Below are 26290 nucleotides of genomic sequence, written 5' to 3' on the forward strand. Positions count from 1 at the left end.
GCGAATCTAGAGGGTGGCGAGCTGGACGGAGTTCGCGTACCGGAGTAACCAACCGGTGAGCCTTTCGGCTCCACCATCCAGCCCACCATTGAGATGTATCTAGATTGCGACATAAAAAGACACGCTCGCGGCGTGTCATTCTGTCGCAGTTACTTCCGGCAGGACGCGAACCCCGGCACCTGAATTTGCAGATGCAAAGCGACTATAGCGCATGGGATTTCCTTCGTCAAATGTGGGGCGTTCGGCGGTCAAATTTGGGCGATTCTGGCGTAGTTGGCAGGTCGAAATAAGCGGTAAGTTATTGATAAAAATGTCGTGTATTGTCGTGCTTTGTTGTGTTTTGTCGCCTATTTTTTGAGCATCAATGTCAATCAAGTCGTTGATATTATGATTTTTGTGTGTTTTAGCTCTGCTGCTCGAAGCGCAGTGCCCGCCGCTCCAGACTGCGCATTAAAAGCGTCAGAACGCCGTTGACGCACAGATAAATAATCCCCGCCGCGCCGAACACCATTACATCATAGGTGCGGCCGTACAGGAGCTGACTCTGTCCCATCACGTCCATGAGGGTAATGGTATAGGCCAGCGAAGTGCTCTTGAACACCAACACCACTTCGTTGGAGTAGGAGGATAGGGCGCGCTTGATGGCAAATGGCATCAGCAGCCGCAGCGCTTGCACGCGGCTCATGCCGAGCGCAGTGCAGGATTGCCACTGCCCGTCGGGAATGGCGCGCATCGCACCGGCGAACAACTGGGTACTGTAGGCGGCGCTGTTTAGCGCCAGCGCCACCATGGCGCACAGCCAGGGCTGCGACAGCAACTGCCATAGCCAGGGGATTGCGTGCAGGCCGGCGAATTGGCCCGGTCCGTAGTAGATGAGGAAGATCTGCACCAACAGTGGCGTACCGGTAAATAGCGTAATATACACTGTTACCAGTGGCGCCAGCACGGGCGTGCGCAGCGTGAGGATGACCGTAAACAGCAGCGCCAGCACCAGCGCCGCCAGCACCGCAACCGCCGTGAGCGACAGGCTGACCGGCAGCCCGGGCAACAGCGCCAGTAAATAACCGGTCATCAGGATGCCCTCTTGTCAAAGCGCGTGGCGCGCCGCTCGCAGGTGCGCAGTACCGTTTGGCTGAAAAGCGTAATCACCAGATAAACGCCCGCCGCCAGCAGATACCAGGTAAACGGCTGTTGGGTAAAGCTGACGATGCTTTTGGTTTGCAACATCAGATCGTTGACGCTAATCAGCGACACCAAAGCTGTGTCCTTCAAAAGTACCAGCCATTGATTCCCCAGCCCCGGCAGGGCGTGACGCCACATTTGCGGCAAAATCACCCGAAAAAACGTCGCGCCATTGCTCATTCCGAGCGCCTGTCCCGATTCCCACTGACCCTGCGCGATAGCTTTCAGAGCGCCGCGCAGGGTTTGCGAGGCGTAGGCGGCATACAACAGCGCCAGCGCGATAACGCCGCAGAGAAAAGGACTGACGTCGAAATTGTCGATTGGCAGCGCGAGCGGAATGCGCAGCGAACCCAGTTGTAGGGTAATACCGTCCGCCAGCGTGACCAGTAATTGCGAGGCGCCAAAATAGATAAACAGCACTACCAAAATTTCCGGCAGGCCGCGCAGCAGCGTGACCAGCCCAGTGCCGGTCAGCGCAAGCCAGCGCCGGCGCGCCGATTCCAGTGCGGCGAACCCCATGGCCAAAATCAGACCGATGACCAGCGCACACAGCGCCAGGGCGAGGGTCGTCCCCGCTGCGGTGGCAATGGGAATGAGTTCCGTCATCAAGGTGACTTACTGCTTAAACCATTTCTGATACAGGCTCTGATAAGTGCCGTCCTGCCTGATCTTGTCCAGCGCCTGATTAAACTTATCCAGCAGCGCCGTATTGTTTTGCCGTACGGCAATGCCCAGGCCGGTGCCGAAATAGGCTTTATCGGTCACTTTGTCGCCTACTGTCGCCAAACCGGCGTCTTTCATAAGCCATTCATTGACGACGGCGGTATCGCCGAACACACTGTCCAGCCGGCCATTTTTCAAATCCAGAATGGCGTTCTGGTAGCTGTCATAAGGCACGGCGGTGATTTCAAGGTGCTTATCCATAAGGTATTTCTGATGGGTAGAACCGTTTTGCATCCCGACGCGCTTACCGGCCAGGGACGCCATATCGGTGAATTTGCCCTTCTGAGCAACAAAGATCGCCGAGTTTTCATAATAGGGCTGCGTGAACGCTACCTGCTTAAGGCGGTCCGGGGTGATATCCATACCGGAAATCACGGCATCGAAGCGGCGAAAACGCAGGCTGGGGATCAAACTGTCGAACGCCTGATTGGTAAAGGTGCACTCCGCCTGCATCTGCTTGCACAGCGCATTGGCCAGATCGATATCGAAGCCCTGGATTTTATTATCAGCGCCGACAAACTCAAACGGCGCATAAGTTGCCTCGGTAGCGAAACGCACGGTTTCCGCGGCGCTAACGCCGGTTGACAGGGCGGCCAGCAGCGTGGCAAGGACGGTTTTATTCATTTTATGCAATTCCCGAAAAAGATTAATGCGATAGATACTGCGCAAACGCGGACGTTTGCGGTTGCGCGAAATGGCTGGCGTCGCCCTGTTCCACAATGCGGCCGTTTTCCATATATACCACCCGGCTGGCGGTCTTGCGCGCCACCTCCACCTCGTGGGTGACAATCACCTGTGTAATGCCGGTCTGCGCCAGTTCACGAATGATACTGACGATTTGCGCGGTGATTTCCGGATCCAGCGCCGCCGTCGGTTCATCGAATAACAGCACCTGCGGCTCCATCATCAGCGCCCGGGCGATAGCCACCCGCTGCTGCTGACCGCCGGACAGGTGCGGCGGAAAACGATCGGCGTAATCAGTCAGCCGCAGGCGTTCGAGTAATTTATCCGCGCGCGCGTTGGCCGCCGGACGGTCCAGACCGCGAACCCGGCAGGGGGCTTCAATCAGATTCTGCCGCACCGTTAAATGGGGCCATAAATGGTATTGCTGAAACACCATGCCGACGTTCTGGCGCAGCGCGCGGATGGACTTAACGTCAGGGGCGCGGCTGAAGTCGAAATGATTACCGGCGATATCCAGTTCACCGTCGCGGGGCATTTCCAGCAGGTTAAGCACGCGCAGTAGCGAGCTTTTGCCGGCGCCACTCGGGCCGAGCAATACCAGCGTTTCACCTGCCGGGCAGGTCAGGGTGACATCGAACAGAGCCTGATATGCCCCATAAAAGCAGTTGATGCGGTTAAGTTGAATACTCATGCAAATAAACTGAATAGCCATTGGGGGGCAGATGGTAACGTCGCACTAGCGCCGATGCAATCCACCGCGTAGAAAATTTACAATTAAGAAGATAATAATACGAATTACAGCACAAAGCAGCAGCAACGGCGGTTTTTGCGTCAGGTTATGCTTCAGGCGGGCGCATGAGCGCTATCGCGCTCGGGAAGATAAACGGCGTCAGCGCGCCTCTAGCTTTTGAGTCGGGGCACAAGGTGAGGTCAGCGTGTCTCCAGCGTTTGCGCAGAGTACCGGCGGTAGCGGGCGGAGCCGCGCCCAGATAGCGTACGTCGTCCACGACCCAGCAGGTGCCTTCACGTATCATCAGCACTTCGACCTCCAGTCGACATTCGCTCTGTCGCCGTTTTGCTGTCGCGACATATCCCCGCAGTGGAATGTTTTTGGCGTCGGTATTGGGGATCCTGGAGGCGCTATGAACGTCTGCCGTTGTCGGGCCGATGCTATCGCCGCTGAAAATATCCATTACCGGCAAACGCGCCAGTTTTTGCGCGTTGCGGCTATCCTCAGCCAGACTATGATAGAGCGCGGTACTGAAATAAGGGCGATAGCGGGCCAGGGTAGCGGTATCGGGTTTTCCCTGATTCCCCGGTTGTAATCGCAGGTCAAAGAATTGCTGTGCTACGCTATCGGGGCCGCCCTGTACGCATGGGGCGCTGCGGCTGCCTACATCATCATAGGCCGGTTTGACCGCGCTGCAGGCGCTGAGAGTTAACATTAATGGCAACAGGACCAGCGATGTCTTTTTCATTGTCGGCCTTAAAAGTGAAGTGTAAGAAGCCTGTTCTCATACAGTATAGAGAATTATCAGGGAGTTATAGCACCCGCTGTGCTATTGCGCACTTTACCGCCGGCGTCGGTCGCGACGTCTTGAGGGCCTGTCAACTGAGGATCATTATGTCGCTTTTCTCCCTGTTGATGCTGGCCGGCTGTGCGCCGCGCGGCGATGGGGCCCCGACGGTACTGCAACTGGTGGATGAATCGCGTCGCGCTTGGCACGCGGGAGAGAGTTACTGGAGTGGGCGCACCCATCTTAATGATACCGCCATCGGCATCGAGATCGAAAGTGATGGCGCTGTGCCGGGATATTCTGCGCCGCCATGCCATCACGCCGTTCAATGTGGTGGGACATAGCGACATCGCCTGGCGGCGTAAACAGGATCCCGGCCCGCTATTTTCCTGGCCGCAGGCGGCGCCGATACTGCGCGGCATGGCGCAACTGGGCTATAATGTCACGCCCGATATGCCCCAAGCGCTACAGCGCCGCGCGTTGCGGGCGTTTCAGATGCACTATCGGCCGCGCGATTACCGCGGCCTGCCCAATTCCGAGACAGACGCGGTGCTGCGGCCGTTATTGGAAATAAACACTGTTAGACGGGGCGGCGACTAGCGAGTCATGGTGGGCGAGAAACGTCCGCCAGCAGTCGACGACCTGTTCCAGATCCTGCCGGCTGACGTTAAGATGCGTGACCAGCCGGGTGAGGGTGCCCGAGGCGATAATAATACCGTGGTCGCGCATCCAGGGCGCCAGTTTGGCCGCTAAGTCGGCGGACTTGCGGATAAACAGCATATTGGTTTGCGCGCCCGGCGCGACAACATCATCCACGCCTAATTCCGCCAACTGCTGCGCCAGCTAGCGGGCGTTAAAGCGGGTAACATGATGCGCCAGCGCGTAGCGGGCGCCGGCGGCCAGGATACCCGCCTGACGCATACCGCCGCCCACCATTTTCCGCCAGCGTCTGGCGCCTGCGATATAGGCTTCGCTACCGCACAAAAGGGATCCTACCGGGGCACCCAATCCTTTGGAAAGGCAAATGGTCAGCGTATTCGCAGTATTGGCTGATTTCGCTCAGCGGAATGCCCTGCGCCACCGCGGTGTTAAAGACTCGCGCACCGTCGATATACAGCGAGAGCTGCCATTCGCGGGTCAATTCCCACGCCTGACGCAGATAATCCTGGGGAACGACCTTGCCGTTATGGGTGTTTTCCAGACTGAGCAACAGCGTGCGGGCGAAATGGAAATCGTCCGGTTTAATGGCGGCAGACACCGTATCAAGCGGCAGCGTGGCGTCATCGGCAAAATCCAGCGGCTGCGGCTGTATACTGCCGAGCACCGCGGTGCCGCCCGCCTCGAACAGATAATTATGGGCCTTCTGCCCGACGATATACTCCTCGCCGCGCTGACAGTGGGTCAATAACGCCACCAGATTGGCCTGGGTACCGCTGGGAAAAAACAGCGCGGCCTCTTTAGCGGCCAGTCGCGCGCCATCGGCCTTCAGCGCCGCAACCGTGGGATCGTCCCCATAAACATCATCGCCGACGTCAGCGGCGGCCATTGCCTGACGTATTGCGTCGGTGTGCAGAGTCACGGTATCACTGCGTAAATCAATCATGCTAATTCCATCCTGCGTATTGGGCTTGCGGCTGTTTTGACGGGCCGGCGCAGGGAAACAGCATTCCAGCCGGCGCTTAACGCAGCCAGTTGGTTTTGGCGAGCTCGACTATTTCATCCCCCCGGCCGTTGATAATGGCGCGGAGCATATACAGGCTAAAGCCTTTGGCTTGCTCAAATTTTATTTGCGGCGGCATCGCCAGTTCTTCTTTGGCGGTGACGACGTCCACCACCACCGGGCCATCATAGGCGAAGGCCTCTGCCAGCGCGGCGGATTTTTCCACCCGCAGACCTTTGATGCCCGCTGCGCGGGCGATGGCGGCAAAATCGGGATTTTGCAGATCGCTGCCGTCGGTAAGATAGCCGCCGGCTTTCATTTCCATCGCGACAAAACCCAGCACACTATTATTGAAGATAACGATTTTCACCGGCAATTTCATCTGCGCCAGCGACAAAAAGTCCCCCATCAGCATGGTGAAACCGCCGTCGCCGCACAGCTCCACTACCTGCCGGCCGGGACAGGCGGCCTGAGCGCCCAGCGCCTGCGGCATGGCGTTGGCCATCGAGTCGTGATTAAACGAGCCGAGCAGCCGTCGACGGCCGTTCATGGTCAGATAGCGGGCTCCGCCCAAATCGTGGGTGTCCCTACGTCGCAGGTAAAAATCGCGTCCTGGGCCGCCAGACGGCTGATTTCATGGGCCACAGATTGCGGATGAATCGCTTTATCGCCGCTCGGCTGGGCCAGCGCGTCCAGGTCGCGGCGGGTGTCGCGGTAATGCGCCAGTGCCTTATCGAGGAATGTGCGGTCCGTTTTTGCGTGCAGCCGCGGCAGCAGTACCGCCAGGGTAGATTTGATATCCCCCACGAGCGCCATATCCAGCGCACAGTGGGCTCCCAGGCTGCCCGGGGCGATATCGATCTGGATGATTCGCACCTCTTGCGGGTAAAACGCGCGGTACGGAAAACGGGTGCCCAGCAAAACCAGCGTATCGGCGTTCATCATCGCCTGATAGCCGGAGGAGAAACCGATAAGGCCGGTCATGCCGACATCATAAGGATTTTCCCATTCCAGATGCTCTTTGCCGCGCAGGGCATGCACCACCGGCGCTTGCAGCTGGCGGGCCAGCGCGACAACCTCGTCGTAGGCGCAGCCACAGGAGCGTCACGTTGCGGGCATCATTAAGCAGGGCTGCGAGTTTCTCCAGCTCGCCCACGGGCGGCACCGTCAGCGGCTCGCAAGGCTGAAACCAGTCCGGTCGTTCCCCTTCCGGCGCCGGCTTAAGGGCGACATCGCCGGGAAGGACAATCACCGATACGCCCCGATCGATGATGGCTTTGCGCATGGCAATGGCCAATACTTGCGGCAGTTGTTCGGGATTGGACACCAGTTCACAGTAGTGGCTGCATTCGCTAAATAGCGACTCGGGATGGGTTTCCTGGAAATAACCGCTGCCGATTTCACTGTAGGGGATATGGGCGGCGATAGCCAGAACCGGCACCTGCTTACGATGGCAATCGAATAGCCCGTTTATCAGATGCAGGTTACCCGGCCCGCAGGATCCGGCGCATACCGCGAGCTGTCCGGTGACATGTGCTTCCGCGCCGGCCGCAAACGCGGCGACCTCCTCATGGCGCGTGCCGTGTCATGCGATGGGACCCATCCGGTTAAGGCCATCGCTCAGGCCATTCAGCGAGTCGCCGGTGATTCCCCATATCCGCTTTACGCCGGCGGCCGGAGTGACCTGGGGCATCAGCCTGCTCAGCCGTTGGCGTGCACCGAAAACAGAGCGATAAGCACCGGCGCCAGCAGACTGAGCAAAAAAAACTGTACGATCGCGGCGGGTACAATCTCCATGCCACCGCTGCGCTGCAGCACGGGCAGCGTAAAATCCATCGAAGTGGCGCCGCATAATTCCAGCGCCGTCGTGCGGTGATGCCGTATCAAAAGCGGGATCAGCATGATGGCCAGGAGTTCGCGTACTAAATCGTTGAAAAACGCCGCGCTACCGATAACCGGGCCGAAGGCATCGGTTATCAGAATACCCGATAGCGAATACCAGCCATAGGCCGAAGCGAGGGCCAGACCGGTAGACAGCGGCAGCCCCAGCAACACGGCGGCCAGCGCGCTGACTACCACCACAAGCAGCTCGCGACGATTGAGGAATATCTGCCTAAGCGTCATACCGCTGTTGCGCAGCTGAATACCCACCAGCCACAAAAGCAGAATCAGCAGAAGCTCGCTGGCCTGGGTCGCCAGGCTGAACCCTGACCAATGGATCAGGCCAAGTACGAAGCCGGCGAGCAACACGGCGCAGAGTTTGAGCGAATCCAGGATCATGCGCCAGCAGGAAGGCGGCGGCGTGTGCGCGACGGCGCCCCGCCACGGCAGGGCTTTTTCCAGCAGCCCTAACGCCAGAACATTCATCGCCAGGATACAAAGGGCGATGACGGCGGTATAAACGCCGATGCGCAGCAGATTACTGGCAAGGTTGGGTAACAAAGCCAGTCTGATGCCCATCAGGAATAAAATGACATACACCATGGCGCTTAAGGCGCGGTTGACCACCTGTGTAGCCAGCTGACGGGCGGGCGCGGCAGCAGATAGCCGACAATGAGCGGAACAAGAATGAGCAATAGACTGGCATACATGAATAGACCACTTCCTTATGGTGCAATGGTGCAGCGAGACGATCGACCGCCACATGCTAGCGAAAAGCGCCGCCGCTGTGCGGCGCGACGGGTGATTTATCGCATAATTAAACTTGCGTCGTAAAAGAAAAGTGTTATAACTTGAGAGTATGCAGGCATCAGCGGCAGAAAAAAATGCCAGCGACAGGCTGGCATTTCATGCGATGACACCTTTAATTGCGAGGCGCGTTATTTAGGCAACAGTCTCGGCTTCAACAGGCACAATCAGGCTCGCATGGTTCCCTTTGGGCCCCTGATGAACCTCGAATCTGACGACTTGCCCGGCCTTCAGCGTCCGGTAACCGTCCATATGGATCATTGAATAGTGCGCAAAGATATCCTCGCCGCCGTTTTCCGGGCAGATAAAACCAAAACCTTTGGCGTTATTGAACCATTTAACTTTACCCGTCTCCATGTTTCTACATCCCTCGCAACCGAAGCTTTTATGTGATGAGGATAGTTGAAGTCGTAAGCGGCTGATTACCCGCATCCGCTTATGCCCCTACTACTCTAGAGGATAGCGATAAGAGATCAAGCGATGGCTATAGAGTTGGCTGACGACATTATCAAACTTTGAAGCAGTTAACGCTTTAACCCGTTTTTTCCGGACGGATGCCGGCACACCCGGACAAAATCCTGACGCAGCCGGCGGCTATTTTGATTATCCAATGGTAAGATGAAAGAAAGGGGCTGCTCTAGCGCAGCGGTGATGATTTAGCGTTGGAACAACACGATGGGTAAGACAAGCGACAGGCTGGATGAGCAGCATCTGGCTGAAGAACAAGTGAAAGATGCGGTACGACCCCCGTCTATGTATAAAGTCATACTTATCAATGACGACTATACTCCAATGGAATTTGTTATTGACGTATTGCAAAAGTTCTTTTCTTATGATGTTGAACGTGCAACGCAACTGATGCTTAGGGTCCATTATCAGGGAAAGGCCGTCTGCGGAATCTACACCGCGGAGGTCGCGGAAACCAAGGCGGTTCACGTCAACCGCTACGCCCGGGAAAACGAGCATCCGTTGCTTTGTACGCTGGAAAAAGCCTGAAAAGGCAATCTATTTGGGGAGGTGCCAATGCTCAATCAAGAACTGGAACTCAGTTTAAACATGGCTTTCGCCAGAGCGCGTGAGCACCGGCATGAATTTATGACCGTGGAACATCTGCTGCTTGCCCTGCTTAGCAACCCTGCGGCGCGCGAAGCGCTGGAGGCGTGCACGGTCGATCTGGTGGCCCTGCTCCAGGAATTGGAAGCCTTTATCGAACAAACCACGCCGACCTTACCCGCAAGTGATGAAGAGAGTGAAACGCAGCCCACGCTCAGTTTTCAGCGCGTGCTGCAGCGTGCGGTCTTCCACGTCCAGTCGTCCGGGCGCAGCGAAGTGTCCGGCGCTAACGTGCTGGTGGCGATTTTCAGCGAGCAGGAATCCCAGGCGGCCTATTTGCTGCGCAAGCATGATGTCAGCCGGCTGGACGTGGTGAATTTTATCTCCCACGGTACGCGTAAAGACGAGACGCAGGCACCCGGGCCTGAAACGCCGGTCAACGAAGAGCAGTCAGGCGGGGAGGAGCGTATGGAAAACTTCACCACTAACCTTAATCAGTTGGCGCGCGTTGGCGGCATTGACCCGCTGATTGGCCGCGACCGCGAGCTGGAACGGGCCATTCAGGTTCTGTGCCGTCGCCGGAAAAACAACCCGCTGCTGGTGGGGGAATCCGGGGTGGGGAAAACCGCCATCGCGGAGGGGCTTGCCTGGCGGATCGTGCGCGGCGAAGTGCCTGAAGTCATCGCTGACTGCACCATTTACTCCCTGGACATCGGGTCATTGCTTGCCGGCACCAAGTACCGCGGTGATTTCGAGAAACGGTTCAAGGCGTTGCTCAAGCAGCTTGAACAGGGTCAGAACAGCATTCTGTTTATCGACGAAATTCATACCATCATCGGCGCCGGTGCGGCGTCGGGCGGGCAGGTTGATGCCGCCAATCTGATTAAGCCATTGCTCTCCAGCGGCAAAATCCGCGTGATGGGCTCAACGACGTATCAGGAATTCAGCAATATCTTTGAGAAGGATCGCGCCCTGGCGCGTCGTTTCCAGAAGATAGACATTACGGAACCGACCGTAGAAGAAACGGTGCAAATCCTGACCGGGCTGAAAACCAAATACGAAGCCCACCACGATGTGCGCTATACCGCCAAAGCGGTACGGGCGGCGGTGGAGCTGGCGGTCAAATACATCAATGATCGCCATCTGCCGGACAAAGCCATTGATGTTATTGATGAAGCGGGCGCCCGCAGCCGGCTGATACCTGTCAGCAAGCGTAAAAAGACCGTCAACGTGGCGGATATCGAGTCGGTGGTGGCGTGTATCGCCCGTATCCCCGAGAAAACGGTGTCGGCGAGCGATCGCGATGTGCTGAAAAATCTGGGCGACCGTCTGAAGATGCTGGTCTTTGGTCAGGATAAGGCTATCGAGGTACTGACCGAGGCTATCAAAATGAGCCGCGCCGGGCTGGGCCAGGAACATAAGCCGGTGGGATCTTTTCTGTTTGCCGGTCCGACGGGCGTCGGTAAAACTGAGGTCACCGTGCAACTGGCCAAAGCGCTGGATATCGAGCTGCTGCGTTTCGATATGTCGGAATACATGGAGAGGCATACCGTCAGCCGCCTGATTGGGGCGCCTCCCGGCTATGTGGGCTACGATCAGGGCGGGTTGCTGACCGATGCCGTGCTGAAGTATCCGCACTCCGTGCTGTTGCTTGATGAGATCGAGAAAGCCCATCCGGACGTGTTTAATCTGCTGTTGCAGGTCATGGATAACGGCATGCTGACCGATAACAACGGCCGCAAAGCGGATTTCCGTAATGTGATACTGGTGATGACGACCAATGCCGGCGTACAGGAAACCCAGCGTCAGTCGATAGGGCTGATTCAGCAGGATAACAGCACGGACGCCATGTCGGAGATCAAGAAGGTGTTTACGCCGGAATTCCGTAACCGTCTCGATAACGTCATCTGGTTCAATCATCTCTCCACCGACGTTATCCAGCAGGTGGTCGACAAGTTTATTGTCGAACTGCAGGCGCAGCTGGACGCCAAAGGCGTGTCGCTGGAAGTCAGCGACGATGCGCGCAATTGGCTTAGCGACAAAGGTTACGACAAAGTGATGGGCGCCCGACCGATGGCCCGCGTGATGCAGGAGAATCTGAAAAAACCGCTGGCTAACGAGCTGCTGTTTGGTTCATTGGTGGATGGCGGCTCGGTGCGGGTGGAACTGGACAAAGAGAGCCAAACGCTCAAATACCAGTTCCTTAGCGCGCAGAAACGCAAGGCCGAAGGGGCGGTGCACTAGCCCCTGGCGGTATCGCCTTTTTTTGCGCCCCAGAGGCGGTCTTGGCGGGCGTAGGCGAACGCAGGCGGCAAGGACGAGCACTGCGCAGGCCGCTGAAAAACGGGTGGGGCACAGACGCTTGCATAGCGGCGCAGGTGAGAAGCACATAGGAAATAATCGCGCAGGCGGCGGCGCGGGTCGCGATAAGCGTGGGCGGCCTGACCGTGGGTCCAACCGGTGCGGCACAACGCGAAGCAGCATGAGAGGGGCGATAGCCCGGATTGCGCAGCCGGATAACCGGTGCCGGGGTCATCGCCTTCTTCAGCTGTTATAGCGGGGAGGAATACTCTCCGGGGGGGGCGGCAGGAGGAATTATCGCGCATCATGCCGAAAAATCATCACCGGAACTGCCCAGGGCAACGCGCTCAGATAATCTCAGCGGCTGCGGAAGACAATGCGGCCTTTGCTCAGATCGTACGGGGTCAGCTCAACGGTGACTTTGTCGCCCGTCAGGATACGGATGTAGTTCTTGCGCATTTTACCGGAGATATGTGCGGTCACCACATGTCCGTTTTCCAATTCCACGCGGAACATGGTGTTAGGCAGTGTGTCCAGTACGGTGCCTTGCATTTCAATATTGTCTTCTTTGGCCATCGAATCCTCTAGGTGTGAATACCATAGTTTTTAACCGGCAAGATAATGCCGAAAAACCCTCATTATGTAAAGAAATGATGAAGAAAGCCGCATCATCTGCCGCTTTCAGAATCAGGAAGGACGGTGAAGAGGGTTTGCGGTTGCCAGCAGCCGACCGCCAGCGGTTCAGGCAGTAATTGCGTAAGCATAGCCAGAAAATCGCTGCGCGCAATATTATGCGCGCCGAGCGATGCGGTATGCGCATTCAATACTTGGCAGTCTACCATTTTTCCGCCCTGATGCATAAAATACCGACAAAAACTCCCCAGCGCCAATTTTGATGCGTTAGGCCGTGACTAAACATCGACTCGCCAAAAAATATCGCCCCCTGCGCCACGCCATACATGCCGCCGACCAGCGTCTCGTCGTCCCAGACTTCGATCGAATGGGCATGGCCGAGCTGATGCAAATGGCCATAGGCGCTTTCGGCTTCCGGACCGATCCAGCTGCCTTCCGTGCCGCGCTCGGCGCAGGCGGCAACCACATCGGCGAACGCCTGATTCAAGGTGACGCGCCAGCGGCAACGGCGAGAGAAGCGGCTAAAACTGTGGCTGTGATGGAACGCGTGCGGAAACAGCACCGAACGGGGATCTGGCGACCACTACAAAATGGCATAGCCGGGAGAATACCAGGGGAAAATCCCCAGCCGCTGCGGCTACAAATCACCGCCGAAGGCCAGCAGGCCGTTAGGCTCGCTGAGCGCGGCGTGCGGCGGTGGGAAATGCAGAGAGTCGGGTGAAAGCCGGTAAAGTCTCATGCTGCCGATGACTACTCCAATCCGTCTGAACAAGGCAGGCAAACACCGGCCGGCACGGGTTTATCGCTGACTAGTATACCTCTACCGGACGGTGATAGTGATAATAGCGTCCGCGCAGCGCCATCAGCGCCTGATGGTTTCCCTGCTCCATGAGGGTGCCGCGATCCAGAATACAAATGCGGTCCAAACGTTCCAGTCCCCGCAACCGATGGGTGACAATGACTACCGTCCGCCCTTGGCCGAGCGTGCTGAGCAAGTGCAGTATTTGCTGTTCGGTAACGGCATCGAGCCCCTCGGTGGGCTCGTCGAGTAGCCACAGCGGGGCGTCGTGCAGCAGCGCTCGGGCGATGCCCATGCGGCGCTGTTCGCCGCCGGAAAGGGCACGCCCCCCCTCGCCGAGCCAGGCATTGAGCCCTTCGCCCGTCAGCAGTTTGTCAAGACCCACTTGCCGCACTACGGTGCTTAGCTGCTCATCGTCGGCGTTCGGCGCCGCCAGGCGGAGATTATCGCGCAGCGTGGCGCTGAAAATATGGACCCGCTGCTCCACCACGGCGGTCATCGCGCGCAGCGCGCTTTCGCTCCACTCGCGCAGCGGCACGTCATTAAGCAGGATCTCCCCCTCATGGGGATCCCTGGCGCGGGTCAATAATTGCAGCAGGGTGGATTTGCCGCTGCCGGTATGGCCGAGTAGAGCGATATGCTCGCCGGCGGCTACCGTCAGGGTCAGGTCGTCAATGGCGGCCGCTGCCTGCTGGGGATAGTGAAACCGTACCCGGTTGACGCTGAGGGCGACGGCCGCGGTCGGCGCAGGACCGGCCGCGGGAAAAATAACCTCCGGCGTCTGTTGGACCAGACTGTTCAGGCGCACGGCGCAGGCGATGACCTGTCCAAGATGTTGAAACGCACCAGCCACCGGACCCAACGCCTCGAACGCTGCAAGCGTTGCGAAGGCAAACAGGGCCACCAGCGGGCCGGACGGGCCATCGCCCTCCACGTCGCCAGCCACCAGCCACAGCACCCAGGTCAATGTCAGGCCGGTCACTAGCAGCAACAGGCTTTGTGCGCCGGCGCCCAGCCCGCTTTGGCGGCGCTGTTGCGCCTGCCAGCGCTGTTCGGTAGCCTCCAGCCGGCGGCGGTAGCGTTCGTCGGCGCCGTACAGGGTGAGTTCGGCATTGTTGGAAAGCCAGGCGGTCAGCTGCAAACGGTAATCGGCGCGCAGGGCGGTCAGCGCCTCGCCCACCGGTTTGCCAGCGCGGTAAAACAACGGCGGGAACAGCGCCAGAATGGCCAGCATTATCGCGCCAAGGGTCAAGCCCGCTCGCGGGTCCAGCAGACAAAGGCCAGCGCTCACCGTCAGAGTGACTATCAATGCCCCCGCCAACGGGGAGATGACCCGCAGATAAAGATGGTCCAGCGTATCCACATCCGCTACCAGGCGGTTGAGTAGTTCCCCCCGGCGCAGGCGGGCGGTGGCGCCGGGCGAAAGAGGAAGAATACGGCTGAAAGTGTAAAGCCGCAGATGCTGTAGTACGCGGAAGGTGGCATCGTGGCTGACTACCCGCTCCGCCCAGCGGCCGGCGGTGCGGGTAATTGCCGCGCCGCGCACGCCGGCGGCAGGCAGCATATAGTTAAAGCTGTACAGGCCCGCGGCGCCCGTGGTCGCCGCACCGGCGAGGAACCAGCCGGAGAGCGTCAGCAGGCCGATGCTGGCTAGCAGCGTGATGATAGCGAGCAGGACGCCAAGGGTAAGTTGTCCGCCATGGCGGCGGTAGAGGGACAAATACGGCAGTAATGCGCGCATGGTTACAGCTCCTGTGCTTGGGAAGCAATCAAATCGGCCAGCGGCCCGTCGCTAACGGTAAGGTCGGCATAGGGGCACTATTGGGCGATGGTGCCCTCATGCATCACCCAGACCACGTCGAAATCCGCGATGGCCTGTAGCTGATGCGTTACCAGTAATGTGGTCTGACGGCGCGTGGCGCTTTCCAGCGCACGCATCACCAGCCGCTCGCTGTGGACATCAAGACTGGCGGTGGGCTCGTCAAGCAGCAACAGGTCGGGGGTGCGGATCAGCGCGCGCGCCAGGGCAACACGCTGCACCTGCCCAACGGAAAGAAGTCTGGCGTCTTCGCCGACGGCACTATCCAGTCCCTCGGGCAACGCAACGAGGAACTCTGCCACATATGCATCCTTCACCGCCTGCATCAATTGTGCGTCGTCTGCGGCCGGTGCGCCCAGCAGGATATTGTCGCGCAGCGTTACCGCCGGCAGTGCCGGATTCTGACTGACCCAGCTTAATCGTTCACGCCACAGACTCGGCGCGAGCGCGCGCAGCTCGCGGCCGTTGACCAGCAGCGAACCGCGATAGGGCAGAAACCCCAGCAGTACGCTAAGCAGGGAGCTCTTGCCCGCGCCGCTGGCGCCGACGATGGCCACCCGCTGGCCCGCCGGGAGGGAAAAGTTCAGCGGTCCGGCGAGTTCGCTGCCGTCTGGCGCCAGTACCCACAGATCGCGGGCGAGCAAACTCACCGGTCCAGGGGCCAGCGTCTCGCTGCCGGCGCCCTGGGCTTCATCGTCATGTTCCAAAAAAGAGACCAACGATTCCGCGGCGCCCACAGCCTGGGCTTTGGCGTGGTAGAACGTCCCCAGATCGCGCAACGGCTGAAAGAATTCAGGCGCCAGGATCAGCACCAGAAAGCCGGCGAAAAGCGTGACGCCGGTTCCATAGCTGCCGAAATGCAGCTCTCCCAGGTAGGAGAAGCCGAAATACACTGCCGCTACGGCAATGGAAATCGAGGCAAAGAACTCCAATACGCCAGAGGAAAGAAACGCTAGTCGTAACACCTCAATGGTGCGCTGACGGAATGACTCGGTCGCGCGGCGGATCTCTTCCGTTTCCGCGTCGGCGCGAAAGAACAGCCGTAAGGTCTCCAGCCCGCGTAACCGGTCGAGAAAGTAGCCCGACAGGCGCGCCAGCGCCAAAAAATTGCGTCGGTTGGCGTCAGCGGCACCCATGCCGATCAGTGCCATGAACAGCGGAATCAGCGGCGCGGTTAAAAACAGAATCAGCCCCGCGGCCCAATTGATGGGAAACACCACGATAAGGATCATCAGCGGCACCAGCACCGCCAGCGACATTTGCGGCAAATAGCGGGCGTAGAAATCGTGCATATCCTCGATTTGCTCAAGCAGCATGCTGCTCCAGCTTCCGGCGGGCTTGCCGCGGATCCAGGCCGGTCCCAAACGCGCGAGGCGATCCAGCACCTGGGCACGGATTTGACGGCGTAGCAAACTGCCGGCGATAAAGCCCACCCGTTCACGGGCGTAGTTGACCGCCGCGCGCAGCGCAAATAACGACGCCAGGGCGACAAAGCCGCCGGTCAGAGTAGCGCGCGAGGTATTATCCATGATCAACGCCTGTAGCAAACCGGCCAGCGCCCAGGCTTGTGCGACGATGATAACGGCGCTTATCAGGCCGAGCAGCAGGGAAAGGCGCAGCCAGCGATTTATCCGCTTACTTTGCGATCGGAGCCAGCGTACCAGGATTTGTTGTCGATTCTTGTTCATTGAAAGTCTGTTTCCAGCCGGAACGGCAGACGGTTGACGTTGGAAATCCCATGCAGGGAAGCGAGACCGGAATGCTCTGCAGCGCCGGTGCGCCGACATCTTACCCTGTTGCGGGCGAGGTGAAAATCATTGCCGGTGAATTAGCGCGCGTCCGCCACGCCGGCACGAAGCGGACACGGGCGGGCAAATATGCACAGGGGCAGGGCAAAGAAAAGGCGGCCGTTGGCCGCCCTGACCAATCCTGGCGGCAACGAGGCGTGCGCGCCGGCCCTGCTGCGCAGCGATTGTATTATCTCAAAGGGAGCCGGCCTGGGCCAGGCCGTCGAGATAACGTTCGGCGTCCAGCGCCGCCATACAGCCGGTCCCGGCGGAGGTAATCGCCTGGCGGTAGTTGTGGTCCATGACGTCGCCGGCCGCGAATACGCCCGGAATCGAGGTAGCGGTCGCGTTGCCATTGATCCCGGACTGCACGCGCAGATAGCCGTTTTGCAGCGCCAATTGGTCGCCGAAAATCGCGGTATTTGGACTGTGACCTATAGCGATAAATACCCCGGCGACCGCCAGATCTTCATGGGCGCTGCCGGCCACCTCTTTCAGACGTACGCCGGTGACGCCCATCTCGTCGCCCAGCACTTCTTCCAGGGTACGATTGGTATGTAGCACGATATTGCCGTTATTGACCTTATCCATCAGGCGGTCGATAAGGATCTTTTCCGAACGAAAGGTGTCGCGGCGGTGGATCAAATGCACTTCCTCGGCGATATTGGCCAGGTACAGGGCTTCCTCCACGGCGGTGTTGCCGCCGCCGACCACCGCCACTTTCTGGTTACGGTAAAAGAAGCCATCGCAGGTGGCGCAGGCGGAAACCCCTTTCCCTTTATAGGCCTCTTCGGACGGCAGACCAAGATAGCGCGCCGAGGCGCCGGTGGCGATGATAAGCGCATCGCAGGTATATTCGCCGCTATCTCCGACGAGGCGGAAAGGGCGGGTTTGCAGATTAACCTGGGTAATGTGGTCGAAAATGATTTCCGTGTTGAATTTTGTGGCGTGGGCGTACATGCGCTCCATCAGGAGCGGGCCGGTCAGTCCTTCCGTGTCGCCCGGCCAGTTTTCCACCTCGGTGGTGGTCGTCAGCTGTCCGCCTTGCTCCATACCGGTGATCAAAACCGGGTTCAGATTGGCGCGCGCGGCATAGACCGCGGCTGTATAGCCCGCTGGCCCCGAACCCAATATGAGCAATTTACTGTGTTTCACCGTAGACATGTTTTCCTCGTTGTCGTCGCCTCATTAACCTGGGCATTGTAAGAAAATTACCAGAGTTAAAAAAGGATGAAAAAAAGTAGTTAACGATTTTTCCAATTAATCGCGGCTATTAAGGCCGCCGGCAGGGCATAATCGGGTAAAAAACCCCGCTAAACCTGCCACGTGGCAAAGGATGTCGGTCACAACCGGTATGTTGTTCTGATTTTTAACGTTTTACTTTGACAATCGGCTGCGCTTTTGCGAAAACATCTAGGCGGGTATTTAAACAGGCCGTGGCTGGCGCCCGTGGTGGGGTTGCGAAGCCGTGCGCGGAGCAGACCCTGAGTGGTGTGTCCTGCGCTCCCTGATGCCGTTTAGTATGTTGACAGACAGGTTCTAAATGGTTCCAGCAAAAGGTTGACCTTAAAAAAACTGATAACAGGTCCTTAGACAATCCCTGACACAATGAAGTTAGTGAGGGTATGGCAAGTACAGTGAAGGAATTGAGAGAGACACTAATGATGGTAGACAATAAAAAGCGCCCGGGGAAAGATCTCGATCGTATCGACCGCAATATCCTGAATGAACTGCAAAAGGACGGACGGATTTCCAATGTCGAGTTATCAAAGCGGGTAGGTCTATCGCCAACGCCCTGTCTTGAACGCGTACGCCGTCTTGAGCGCCAGGGTTTCATCCAGGGCTATACGGCGCTGTTGAACCCGCATTATCTGGATGCGTCGTTACTGGTGTTTGTTGAGATTACTCTCAACCACGGTGCGCCGGATGTGTTCGAGCAATTCAACGCCGCGGTGCAAAAGCTGGAGGAAATCCAGGAGTGCCATCTGGTTTCAGGCGATTTCGACTATTTGTTGAAAACGCGCGTGCCGGATATGTCTGCCTATCGTAAACTGCTCGGCGAGACGCTGTTGCGTCTGCCCAGCGTGAACGACACACGGACCTATGTCGTCATGGAAGAAGTGAAACAGAGTAATCGTCTGGTCATAAAGACGCGTTAAGGAGCATTCCAGGTGCAAATACGGTTTGTTTTGGTTACACTCCTGTGAATTCATACAGTCCCAGCGCCGGACAGCACCTCGGCGCTGTTATTATATCGGTTAACAGGAGCCTGGAGAGCCTTTCTTGAGCCAGGAATATACAGAAGATAAAGATATTGCCCTCAAAAAACTCAGCAGTGGCCGCCGGCTACTGGAGGCTGTGCTGGTTGTAGTGGGTATTTTTGCGTTTTATTTGATGGTGGCGCTGGTCAGCTTCAGCCCCTCCGATCCGAGCTGGTCACAGACCGCCTGGCATGGCCCTATTCATAACTTGGGTGGCGGGGTAGGGGCATGGTTTGCCGATACCCTGTTTTTCACCTTCGGCGTGTTGGCGTATGTGATGCCGCCTATCATGCTGTTCTTTTGCTGGAGCGCCTTTGCCCAGCGCGACAGGCGCGACTATGTGGATTTGTTTGGTCTCTCGCTGCGGCTGATCGGGAGCCTGGCGCTGCTGCTCACTTCCTGCGGCCTGGCCGCGCTGAATGTTGACGATCTTTACTATTTCGCTTCCGGCGGGATCATCGGAAGTCTGCTGAGCAATGCCATATTGCCATGGTTCAACGGCATTGGCGCCACCCTGGCGCTGCTGTGCGTCTGGGCGTCGGGACTGACGCTCTTTACCGGCTGGTCGTGGCTGATCATTGCGGAGAAAATCGGCGAGGTGGTGCTTAGCTGTGCGACTTTTGTCTCCAACCGCAGCCGCCGCGACGACGAAGCGGATGAGGGTTACCGCCGGGCGGATCACGAGGCGGCGGGCGATATCGCCTGGCGCGCCGGGGAGATGGACGACGACGAACCACTGCTGCGTCCCTCGGCCGCAGCGGTTGCGGCACGCCACAGCGAGCTAGCGCAGGCCGGCCAAGGGGCTGAGGCGAGTCCGCTCGCTGGTCAGGGTGCGACCGCTTACCCAGCGGGCGAGCGGCCTGACAGCCATGCGCAAAATCCGGCGCAGGCCGGCGCGCCTTCGGGCGCGGGGGGCCCCCTGAGCGCGGGCGTTCTCTCTGCCACCGTGCCTGGTCAGGGCGTTGCTGGAGATCCTCTTGCCGCCGGTGCGGGCGTGAATTATCCCCCCGAAGGCGCCTGGGCCGAGTCTGCGTCGCCCGCTTCCCTGTCGCCGGCGCAAGCCGGCGAGGTGCCCCATTACCGGTTTGAATTGCCCGGCGCGCCGGCCAGCCCGCAAGCCTTGGCCGCGGAGGAGGAGGGGCCGCGTCTGGGTGACTGGCAACGGGATCCCGCCGCCCCGCATACCCCCTACGACTTCACCGTTGCGCAGCAAAACAGCGGCGCGCTGACGGCAGGCGCCGCAGCCGCGGGGCAAGGGGGCACGCCGCTGACCTTCATGCCGGCGTTTTCCGCCAGCGGCAATGACTATAACCCGCAGGTAAAACAAGGTATCGGACCGGAACTACCGCTCCTGGAACCGGTGTGTATCCCGACGCGGCGGGAACTGGCCTCGTACGGGATCAAGATCCCCTCGCAGCAGCGCTCCCCTCAGGACGGTCTGCAGGCTGATTCGCTGGCGCCGGCTGACGGCTTCGACGAGCGTCCGCTGACGGCGCAGGACGCTGATGCATCCCCGGTTGAAACCACGCTAAGGCCGGCGTTCGTTTCACCGGAAGGGGAAGCGGCGTGGGATGAGCAGCAGCGTCTGGCGGAGGATTTTGCCCGTCAGCAGCTGCAGCGCTATCCTGGCGAGGAGGCTCCGGCGGCGCATAGCGGTTATTCCCACGGCGGCGCCTCGCCGCTGTCGCCGGCGGCCGATATCGATGCCCGTCCCGAGGCGGGTAGCGCGCCCGTAGCAGGCATGGACAGCCGTCGGGACGCCGATTTTGCGGCGCAGGAAGCGCAGTTTGCCCCTGCGCGCCCCGCGGGCGATCCGCGATCCTCCGTCTACGCGAGCGAGGACGACCGCTGGCAGGACGACGATGCCCCCTGGCACGACAATGATAGCGCTGACGATGACGGCGTGTCGCAGGGTTATAGCACCGCCGCGGGCGCGCCGCAGACGCCTGCAATGGAAAGTTTGATCCATCCGTTCCTGATGCGTCAGGAACAGCCACTGCAAAAACCGTCCACGCCGTTGCCGACCATGGATCTCCTGACCCCGCCGCCGCGAGAAGAAGAGCCGGTGGACATGTTCGCCCTGGAGCAGACGGCGCGTCTGGTGGAAGTCCGGCTGTCAGACTATCGCGTCAAGGCGGAAGTCGTCGACATTTCGCCGGGTCCGGTCATTACCCGCTTCGAGCTGGATCTGGCGCCCGGCGTGAAAGCGGCGCGGATTTCCAATCTGTCCCGCGATCTGGCGCGTTCGCTATCGGCGGTGGCGGTGCGGGTGGTGGAAGTGATTCCCGGTAAACCTTACGTCGGCCTGGAATTGCCCAATAAGCGGCGCCAGACGGTTTATCTGCGCGAAGTGCTCGATTGCGATAAATTCCGTGAAACCAGCTCGCCTTTGGCGCTGGTGCTCGGCAAGGATATCGGCGGCCAGCCGGTGATTGCCGATCTGGGCAAAATGCCGCATTTGCTGGTGGCGGGGACAACCGGCTCCGGCAAATCGGTGGGGGTCAATGCCATGATCCTCAGTATCCTGTATAAGGCGACGCCGAAAGAGGTGCGCTTTATCATGATTGACCCGAAAATGCTGGAATTGTCGGTATATGAAGGCATTCCCCATCTGCTGACCGAAGTGGTCACCGACATGAAGGACGCCGCCAACGCGCTGCGCTGGTGCGTGGGCGAAATGGAGCGGCGCTATAAGCTGATGTCGGCGCTCGGCGTGCGCAATCTGGCGGGCTATAACGAACGTATTGAGCAGGCGGAAGACATGGGACGGCCGGTGCCGGACCCGTTCTGGAAACCCGGCAACGGCATGGCGGAGGCGCCGCCGGTGCTAGAAAAACTGCCCTATATCGTGGTGATGGTGGACGAATTTGCCGACCTGATGATGGCGGTTGGCAAGAAGGTGGAAGAGCTGATTGCCCGCCTGGCGCAAAAAGCGCGTGCCGCCGGTATTCATCTGGTGCTGGCGACGCAGCGGCCATCGGTGGACGTTATCACCGGTCTTATCAAGGCCAACATCCCGACGCGAATCGCCTTTACCGTTTCCAGCAAAATCGATTCCCGCACTATTCTCGATCAGACCGGCGCCGAATCGCTGCTCGGCATGGGGGATATGCTCTATCTGGCGCCCAACTCCTCGCTGCCGGTGCGCGTTCATGGCGCGTTTGTGCGCGATGAAGAGGTGCATGCGGTGGTCAGCGACTGGAAAGCCCGTGGCCGGCCGCAATATATCGACAGCATCACCAGCGCCGGTGACGAGGGTGAGGGCGGCGCTGCCGGCCTAGATGGTGACGAGGAGCTGGATCCGCTATTCGATCAGGCGGTGGCGTTCGTCATCGACAAGCGCCGCGCGTCGATCTCCGGCGTGCAACGCCAGTTCCGCATCGGTTACAACCGCGCCGCCCGGATCGTCGAGCAAATGGAATTGCAGGGCATTGTCAGTCCGCCAGGCCACAACGGCAACCGAGAGGTGCTGTCCCCGCCGTCACAGTAGTAAGCGCCTCTCGCCGGGCACAACCGTGCAAAGATGCGTAAACCGGGACGTTTCAGAGGATATTCCTATGGGGCGTCCCGCTCATCTTCCGATAAAGTTAATTCTGTTGCCGCGCCTCGGACGGGAGCGCGCGGGCTCACTTTCTCAAGGAATGCCAAGAATGAAAAAACAGTTGATGACCTCTTGTCTGTTTGCCGCCGTGCTGGCGGCTCCGGCGTTTGCCGAAGATGCCGATGTGCTGCAAAGCCGTCTGAATCAGGTCAACAGTTTTCATGCCAGCTTCACCCAGCGGGTGACTGGCGCCGAAGGCGGCGCGGTGCAGGAGGGCGAGGGCGAACTGTGGATAAAACGGCCGAATCTGTTCAACTGGCATATGACCACGCCGGATGAAAGCGTGCTGGTGTCCGATGGCAAAACCCTGTGGTTTTACAATCCTTTTGTTGAACAGGCAATCGCCAACTGGCTGAAAAACGCAACCGGCAACACGCCGTTCATGTTAATCACCCGCAACAGCGCCGCCGACTGGGGTCAGTATAATGTGAAGCAGCAGGGCGACAGTTTTTCGCTGGTGCCGAAAGCGGATAACGGCAACCTGAAGCAGTTTACGATTAACGTCACCGCTAATGGCACCATTACCGGTTTTACCGCCGTGGAGCAGGATGGCCAGCGCAGTACCTATCAGCTGAAAAGCCAGAAGAACGGCCCGGTGGACGACGCCAAATTCCACTTTACACTACCGAAGGGCGTGACGCTGGACGACCAGCGCCAGTGAGGTAACTATGGGTAACCTGTCCCTGGACTTTTCCCAAAATGCATTCCAACCGCTGGCGGCGCGTATGCGTCCGTCAACGCTTGAGGAGTATATCGGTCAGAGCCACCTGCTGGCGGCGGATAAACCGCTGCCGCGGGTGATCAAAAACGGTCAGCTCCATTCAATGATTTTGTGGGGACCGCCGGGGACCGGCAAGACTACCCTTGCGGAACTGATTGCCCGCTACGGTCAGGTAGACGTGGAGCGCCTGTCGGCGGTGACGTCCGGCATCAAGGAAATCCGCGAGGCCATCGAACGGGCGTGTCTGAATCGCGATGCCGGGCGGCGCACCATTCTATTTGTCGATGAAGTCCATCGCTTTAATAAAGGCCAGCAGGACGCCTTTTTGCCGCATATTGAAGAGGGCACCATCACCTTTATCGGTGCCACGACCGAGAACCCCTCCTTTGAATTGAATTCGGCTTTGCTTTCCCGCGCCAAGGTCTACTTGCTGAAAGGTTTGACGGCTGAGGATATCGGCCTGGTGCTCGACCAGGCTATGCAGGACAGCCAACGCGGCTACGGCGGGCAAAATATCGTGCTGCAGCCGGAAACCCGTCAGCTACTGGCGGCGTGGGTGAACGGCGATGCGCGGCGGGCGCTTAACAGTCTGGAAATGATGGCGGACATGGCCGAGACCGATGCCGAGGGACAACGGGTGCTGACCCCCGCGCTGCTAAACGAAATAGCCGGCGAGCGCAACGAGCGCTTTGATAACAAAGGCGATCGTTACTACGACTTGATTTCGGCGCTGCATAAATCGGTGCGCGGATCGTCGCCCGATGGGGCGCTTTACTGGTATGCGCGGATTATTACCGCCGGCGGCGATCCGCTGTACGTCGCGCGTCGATTGCTGGCTATCGCGTCGGAAGATGTGGGCAACGCCGATCCGCGCGCCATGCAGGTGGCCATCGCCGCCTGGGATTGTTTTACCCGCGTGGGGCCCGCTGAGGGTGAGCGAGCCATCGCCCAGGCGATTGTCTATCTGGCCTGCGCGCCGAAAAGTAATGCGGTGTACACCGCCTTTAAAGCGGCGATGCGCGATGCGCGCGAAAAGGCGGATTATGATGTGCCGGAGCATTTGCGTAACGCCCCGACCAGGCTGATGAAAGACATGGGATTAGGGGCCGAGTACCGCTATGCCCATGATGAACCCAACGCCTACGCCGCCGGTGAGGATTATTTCCCGCCGGAAATGGCGCACACCCGCTACTATCATCCCAGCTCGCGCGGCCTGGAGGATAAAATCGGCGAAAAGCTCGCCTGGCTTGACGCGCTGGATCAAAATAGCCCGACAAAACGCTACCGATAACCAGGCCGTTGCGGTAAGGTTAGCAGTGCTGAATTCATGACGTGGCCCTCGCCCAGGGCGCCACGCGGCCGTAAACGTACATCAGATAATCATAAGCACAGGACTAGCATGCTCGATCCCAATCTACTGCGTAACGAGCTCGACGCAGTCGCCGAAAAATTGGCTCGCAGAAAATTTAAACTGGATGTGGCGACATTGCGCCAGCATGAGGAGCGCCGCAAAGTGCTCCAGGTGGAAACCGAGAATCTGCAGGCTGAACGCAATGCCCGCTCCAAAGCGATCGGCGCCGCGAAATCCCGCGGGGAAGACATTGAGCCACTGCGCCGGGAGGTCAACCAGTTAGGTGAGCGCTTAAGCTCCGCCAAAACCGAGCTGGACGCCCTGCAGAGCGAGATCCGCGACTACGCGTTCTCGCTGCCCAATATTCCCGACGATGACGTGCCCGACGGGCGGGACGAAAACGACAACCAGGAAGTGTCGCGCTGGGGCGAACCGCGGCAATACGATTTTCCCATCCGCGACCATGTGGAACTCGGTGAAATCGCGGGCGGGCTCGATTTTGCCGCGGCGGTCAAGCTGACCGGTGCGCGCTTTGTTGTGATGCGTGGCCAGATAGCCCGCCTGCACCGCGCGCTGACCCAGTTCATGTTGGATCTGCATACCGAACAGCACGGCTATGTGGAACATTATCTGCCTTACCTGGTTAACCATGCTTCGCTGTACGGCACAGGACAGTTACCCAAATTTGTCGAAGATCTGTTCCATACTCAGCCCCTGAACGAGGAAGCGGACACCAGCGCTTATGCGCTGATCCCGACCGCGGAAGTGCCGCTGACCAACTTGATTCGCGATGAGATCATCGAGGAAGACGCGCTGCCGCTGAAGATGACCGCACACACGCCATGTTTCCGATCCGAGGCCGGCTCTTACGGGCGAGATACCCGCGGGCTTATTCGCATGCACCAATTCGACAAAGTGGAAATGGTGCAAGTGGTGAAACCGGCACAGTCGATGCAGGCGCTGGAAGAGATGACCAGCCATGCTGAAAAGGTGCTGCAATTGCTGCAACTGCCGTACCGCAAAGTGTTGCTGTGTAACGGCGATATGGCTTTTGCCTCCTGTAAAACCTACGATTTGGAAGTATGGCTGCCGGCGCAAAATACCTATCGCGAAATCTCCTCGTGCTCCAATATCAGCGATTTCCAGGCGCGGCGGATGCAGGCGCGTTACCGCAGCCGGACGGACAAAAAACCGCAGCTGGTACATACGCTGAACGGTTCCGGTCTGGCGGTTGGCCGTACGCTGGTGGCGGTGCTGGAAAACCATCAGCTTGCCGACGGGCGCATTGCCATACCGGCAGTGCTACAGCCCTATATGAAGGGCCTGACCCATATCGGCTAAGCGGACGTAAGCACGTTCTACGCGCCCAATGAGGCGCGTTTTTTGTGCACGATCAAGCCGCTTACCTGCGGTGGCGCAAAAAATGCGGCGGCCAGACGCGGCCGATTGACTTTTTACGCCATGGTGGCATGATGCGCGTAATCTCTTCTCTGAGGCTGCGTTTCCCATA

The 26290-nt window shown here is 58.8% G+C and carries 17 protein-coding genes and 6 pseudogenes; 8 read left to right on the plus strand and 15 right to left on the minus strand.

Features of this window, described 5'->3' with window-relative positions; translation table 11 throughout:
• Window positions 1–135 precede the first annotated feature (135 nt).
• The 6 genes from SGP1_RS29530 to SGP1_RS09440 all read right to left on the minus strand — a co-directional run bounded on the left by SGP1_RS29530 (window position 136) and on the right by SGP1_RS09440 (window position 4067).
• Window positions 136–375: a hypothetical protein gene (locus SGP1_RS29530; RefSeq protein ID WP_148203447.1), complete on the minus strand. Its 240-nt coding sequence runs from the start codon at window positions 373–375 to the stop codon at window positions 136–138.
• 28 nt (window positions 376–403) lie between these two features.
• Window positions 404–1072 (minus strand): arginine ABC transporter permease ArtM, encoded by a 669-nt coding sequence (gene artM / locus SGP1_RS09420; protein ID WP_011410953.1) that lies wholly within the window; start codon window positions 1070–1072, stop codon window positions 404–406.
• A complete protein-coding gene (gene artQ, locus SGP1_RS09425; RefSeq protein ID WP_011410954.1) occupies window positions 1072–1788 on the minus strand; it encodes an arginine ABC transporter permease ArtQ in 717 nt (238 codons plus the stop codon). The genes artM and artQ overlap by 1 nt, the downstream gene beginning before the upstream one ends.
• Before the next feature lie 9 nt (window positions 1789–1797).
• The gene (artJ, locus tag SGP1_RS09430; protein WP_011410955.1) at window positions 1798–2529 is read right to left on the minus strand and encodes an arginine ABC transporter substrate-binding protein; all 732 of its coding nucleotides are present in this window, start codon (window positions 2527–2529) and stop codon (window positions 1798–1800) included.
• 22 nt (window positions 2530–2551) lie between these two features.
• Window positions 2552–3280: an arginine ABC transporter ATP-binding protein ArtP gene (artP, locus tag SGP1_RS09435; RefSeq protein ID WP_011410956.1), complete on the minus strand. Its 729-nt coding sequence runs from the start codon at window positions 3278–3280 to the stop codon at window positions 2552–2554.
• A 145-nt stretch (window positions 3281–3425) separates the two neighbouring features.
• Window positions 3426–4067 carry a lipoprotein gene (locus SGP1_RS09440; protein WP_011410957.1) on the minus strand — a complete coding sequence of 214 codons (642 nt, stop codon included), beginning with the start codon at window positions 4065–4067 and terminating at the stop codon, window positions 3426–3428.
• A gap of 167 nt (window positions 4068–4234) precedes the next feature.
• Here SGP1_RS09440 and SGP1_RS35065 point away from each other — a divergent pair.
• Window positions 4235–4706: pseudogene (locus tag SGP1_RS35065) on the plus strand (N-acetylmuramoyl-L-alanine amidase).
• Here SGP1_RS35065 and ltaE read toward each other — a convergent pair.
• The 4 genes and pseudogenes from ltaE to cspD form a co-directional block, all read right to left on the minus strand.
• Window positions 4668–5709: pseudogene (ltaE, locus tag SGP1_RS09450) on the minus strand (low-specificity L-threonine aldolase). The pseudogenes SGP1_RS35065 and ltaE overlap by 39 nt on opposite strands.
• Window positions 5710–5785: 76 nt before the next feature.
• Window positions 5786–7459, minus strand: a pseudogene (gene poxB, locus SGP1_RS09455) (ubiquinone-dependent pyruvate dehydrogenase).
• Window positions 7460–7467: 8 nt separating this feature from the next.
• Window positions 7468–8357: pseudogene (locus SGP1_RS09460) on the minus strand (lysine exporter LysO family protein).
• A gap of 232 nt (window positions 8358–8589) precedes the next feature.
• A complete protein-coding gene (cspD, locus tag SGP1_RS09465; RefSeq protein ID WP_011410735.1) occupies window positions 8590–8811 on the minus strand; it encodes a cold shock-like protein CspD in 222 nt (73 codons plus the stop codon).
• A gap of 318 nt (window positions 8812–9129) precedes the next feature.
• On the opposite strand from cspD, the gene clpS reads away from it, so the two are divergent.
• Together clpS and clpA are read left to right on the plus strand one after the other, a co-directional pair.
• A complete protein-coding gene (gene clpS / locus SGP1_RS09470) occupies window positions 9130–9450 on the plus strand; it encodes an ATP-dependent Clp protease adapter ClpS (protein WP_011410736.1) in 321 nt (106 codons plus the stop codon).
• Between the two features lie 27 nt (window positions 9451–9477).
• Window positions 9478–11751, plus strand: coding sequence for an ATP-dependent Clp protease ATP-binding subunit ClpA (gene clpA, locus SGP1_RS09475; protein ID WP_011410737.1), 2274 nt, complete (start codon window positions 9478–9480; stop codon window positions 11749–11751).
• A gap of 414 nt (window positions 11752–12165) precedes the next feature.
• Here clpA and infA read toward each other — a convergent pair whose 3' ends face one another.
• The 5 genes and pseudogenes from infA to trxB all read right to left on the minus strand — a co-directional run bounded on the left by infA (window position 12166) and on the right by trxB (window position 18010).
• Window positions 12166–12384 (minus strand): translation initiation factor IF-1, encoded by a 219-nt coding sequence (gene infA, locus SGP1_RS09485; protein ID WP_002211347.1) that lies wholly within the window; start codon window positions 12382–12384, stop codon window positions 12166–12168.
• A 92-nt stretch (window positions 12385–12476) separates the two neighbouring features.
• Window positions 12477–13180 (minus strand): annotated as a pseudogene (aat, locus tag SGP1_RS09490) (leucyl/phenylalanyl-tRNA--protein transferase).
• Between the two features lie 70 nt (window positions 13181–13250).
• On the minus strand, window positions 13251–14981 hold the full coding sequence (gene cydC, locus SGP1_RS09495) for a heme ABC transporter ATP-binding protein/permease CydC (protein ID WP_011410738.1): 1731 nt from the start codon (window positions 14979–14981) through the stop codon (window positions 13251–13253).
• Between the two features lie 2 nt (window positions 14982–14983).
• Window positions 14984–16747: pseudogene (gene cydD / locus SGP1_RS09500) on the minus strand (heme ABC transporter permease/ATP-binding protein CydD).
• A 294-nt stretch (window positions 16748–17041) separates the two neighbouring features.
• On the minus strand, window positions 17042–18010 hold the full coding sequence (trxB, locus tag SGP1_RS09505) for a thioredoxin-disulfide reductase (RefSeq protein ID WP_011410740.1): 969 nt from the start codon (window positions 18008–18010) through the stop codon (window positions 17042–17044).
• A gap of 500 nt (window positions 18011–18510) precedes the next feature.
• Here trxB and lrp point away from each other — a divergent pair, with 500 nt between their 5' ends.
• From lrp to serS, 5 genes are all read left to right on the plus strand, one after another.
• Window positions 18511–19005 carry a leucine-responsive transcriptional regulator Lrp gene (lrp, locus tag SGP1_RS09510; protein WP_011410741.1) on the plus strand — a complete coding sequence of 165 codons (495 nt, stop codon included), beginning with the start codon at window positions 18511–18513 and terminating at the stop codon, window positions 19003–19005.
• 124 nt (window positions 19006–19129) lie between these two features.
• Window positions 19130–22597 (plus strand): DNA translocase FtsK, encoded by a 3468-nt coding sequence (locus tag SGP1_RS09515; protein ID WP_011410742.1) that lies wholly within the window; start codon window positions 19130–19132, stop codon window positions 22595–22597.
• A 160-nt stretch (window positions 22598–22757) separates the two neighbouring features.
• Window positions 22758–23369, plus strand: a complete 612-nt coding sequence (gene lolA, locus SGP1_RS09520) for an outer membrane lipoprotein chaperone LolA (protein WP_011410743.1) — start codon at window positions 22758–22760, stop codon at window positions 23367–23369.
• A 7-nt stretch (window positions 23370–23376) separates the two neighbouring features.
• Window positions 23377–24720, plus strand: a complete 1344-nt coding sequence (locus tag SGP1_RS09525) for a replication-associated recombination protein A (RefSeq protein WP_011410744.1) — start codon at window positions 23377–23379, stop codon at window positions 24718–24720.
• A 108-nt stretch (window positions 24721–24828) separates the two neighbouring features.
• Complete coding sequence (gene serS, locus SGP1_RS09530; RefSeq protein ID WP_011410745.1) at window positions 24829–26121, plus strand: serine--tRNA ligase; 1293 nt, start codon at window positions 24829–24831, stop codon at window positions 26119–26121.
• Window positions 26122–26290 lie beyond the last annotated feature (169 nt).

It is taken from the genome of Sodalis glossinidius str. 'morsitans', from assembly GCF_000010085.1.
In the GTDB taxonomy this organism is placed as follows: domain Bacteria; phylum Pseudomonadota; class Gammaproteobacteria; order Enterobacterales; family Enterobacteriaceae; genus Sodalis; species Sodalis glossinidius.

Coding starts and splice junctions, on each gene's coding strand:
- artQ (WP_011410954.1), bottom strand. CDS start 1,788: ATGACGGAACTCATTCCCATTGCCACCGCAGCGGGGACGACCCTCGCC.
- clpS (WP_011410736.1), top strand. CDS start 9,130: ATGGGTAAGACAAGCGACAGGCTGGATGAGCAGCATCTGGCTGAAGAA.
- cspD (WP_011410735.1), bottom strand. CDS start 8,811: ATGGAGACGGGTAAAGTTAAATGGTTCAATAACGCCAAAGGTTTTGGT.
- trxB (WP_011410740.1), bottom strand. CDS start 18,010: ATGTCTACGGTGAAACACAGTAAATTGCTCATATTGGGTTCGGGGCCA.
- artP (WP_011410956.1), bottom strand. CDS start 3,280: ATGAGTATTCAACTTAACCGCATCAACTGCTTTTATGGGGCATATCAG.
- lolA (WP_011410743.1), top strand. CDS start 22,758: ATGAAAAAACAGTTGATGACCTCTTGTCTGTTTGCCGCCGTGCTGGCG.
- SGP1_RS09440 (WP_011410957.1), bottom strand. CDS start 4,067: ATGAAAAAGACATCGCTGGTCCTGTTGCCATTAATGTTAACTCTCAGC.
- infA (WP_002211347.1), bottom strand. CDS start 12,384: ATGGCCAAAGAAGACAATATTGAAATGCAAGGCACCGTACTGGACACA.
- SGP1_RS09525 (WP_011410744.1), top strand. CDS start 23,377: ATGGGTAACCTGTCCCTGGACTTTTCCCAAAATGCATTCCAACCGCTG.
- artJ (WP_011410955.1), bottom strand. CDS start 2,529: ATGAATAAAACCGTCCTTGCCACGCTGCTGGCCGCCCTGTCAACCGGC.
- serS (WP_011410745.1), top strand. CDS start 24,829: ATGCTCGATCCCAATCTACTGCGTAACGAGCTCGACGCAGTCGCCGAA.
- lrp (WP_011410741.1), top strand. CDS start 18,511: ATGGTAGACAATAAAAAGCGCCCGGGGAAAGATCTCGATCGTATCGAC.
- cydC (WP_011410738.1), bottom strand. CDS start 14,981: ATGCGCGCATTACTGCCGTATTTGTCCCTCTACCGCCGCCATGGCGGA.
- artM (WP_011410953.1), bottom strand. CDS start 1,072: ATGACCGGTTATTTACTGGCGCTGTTGCCCGGGCTGCCGGTCAGCCTG.
- clpA (WP_011410737.1), top strand. CDS start 9,478: ATGCTCAATCAAGAACTGGAACTCAGTTTAAACATGGCTTTCGCCAGA.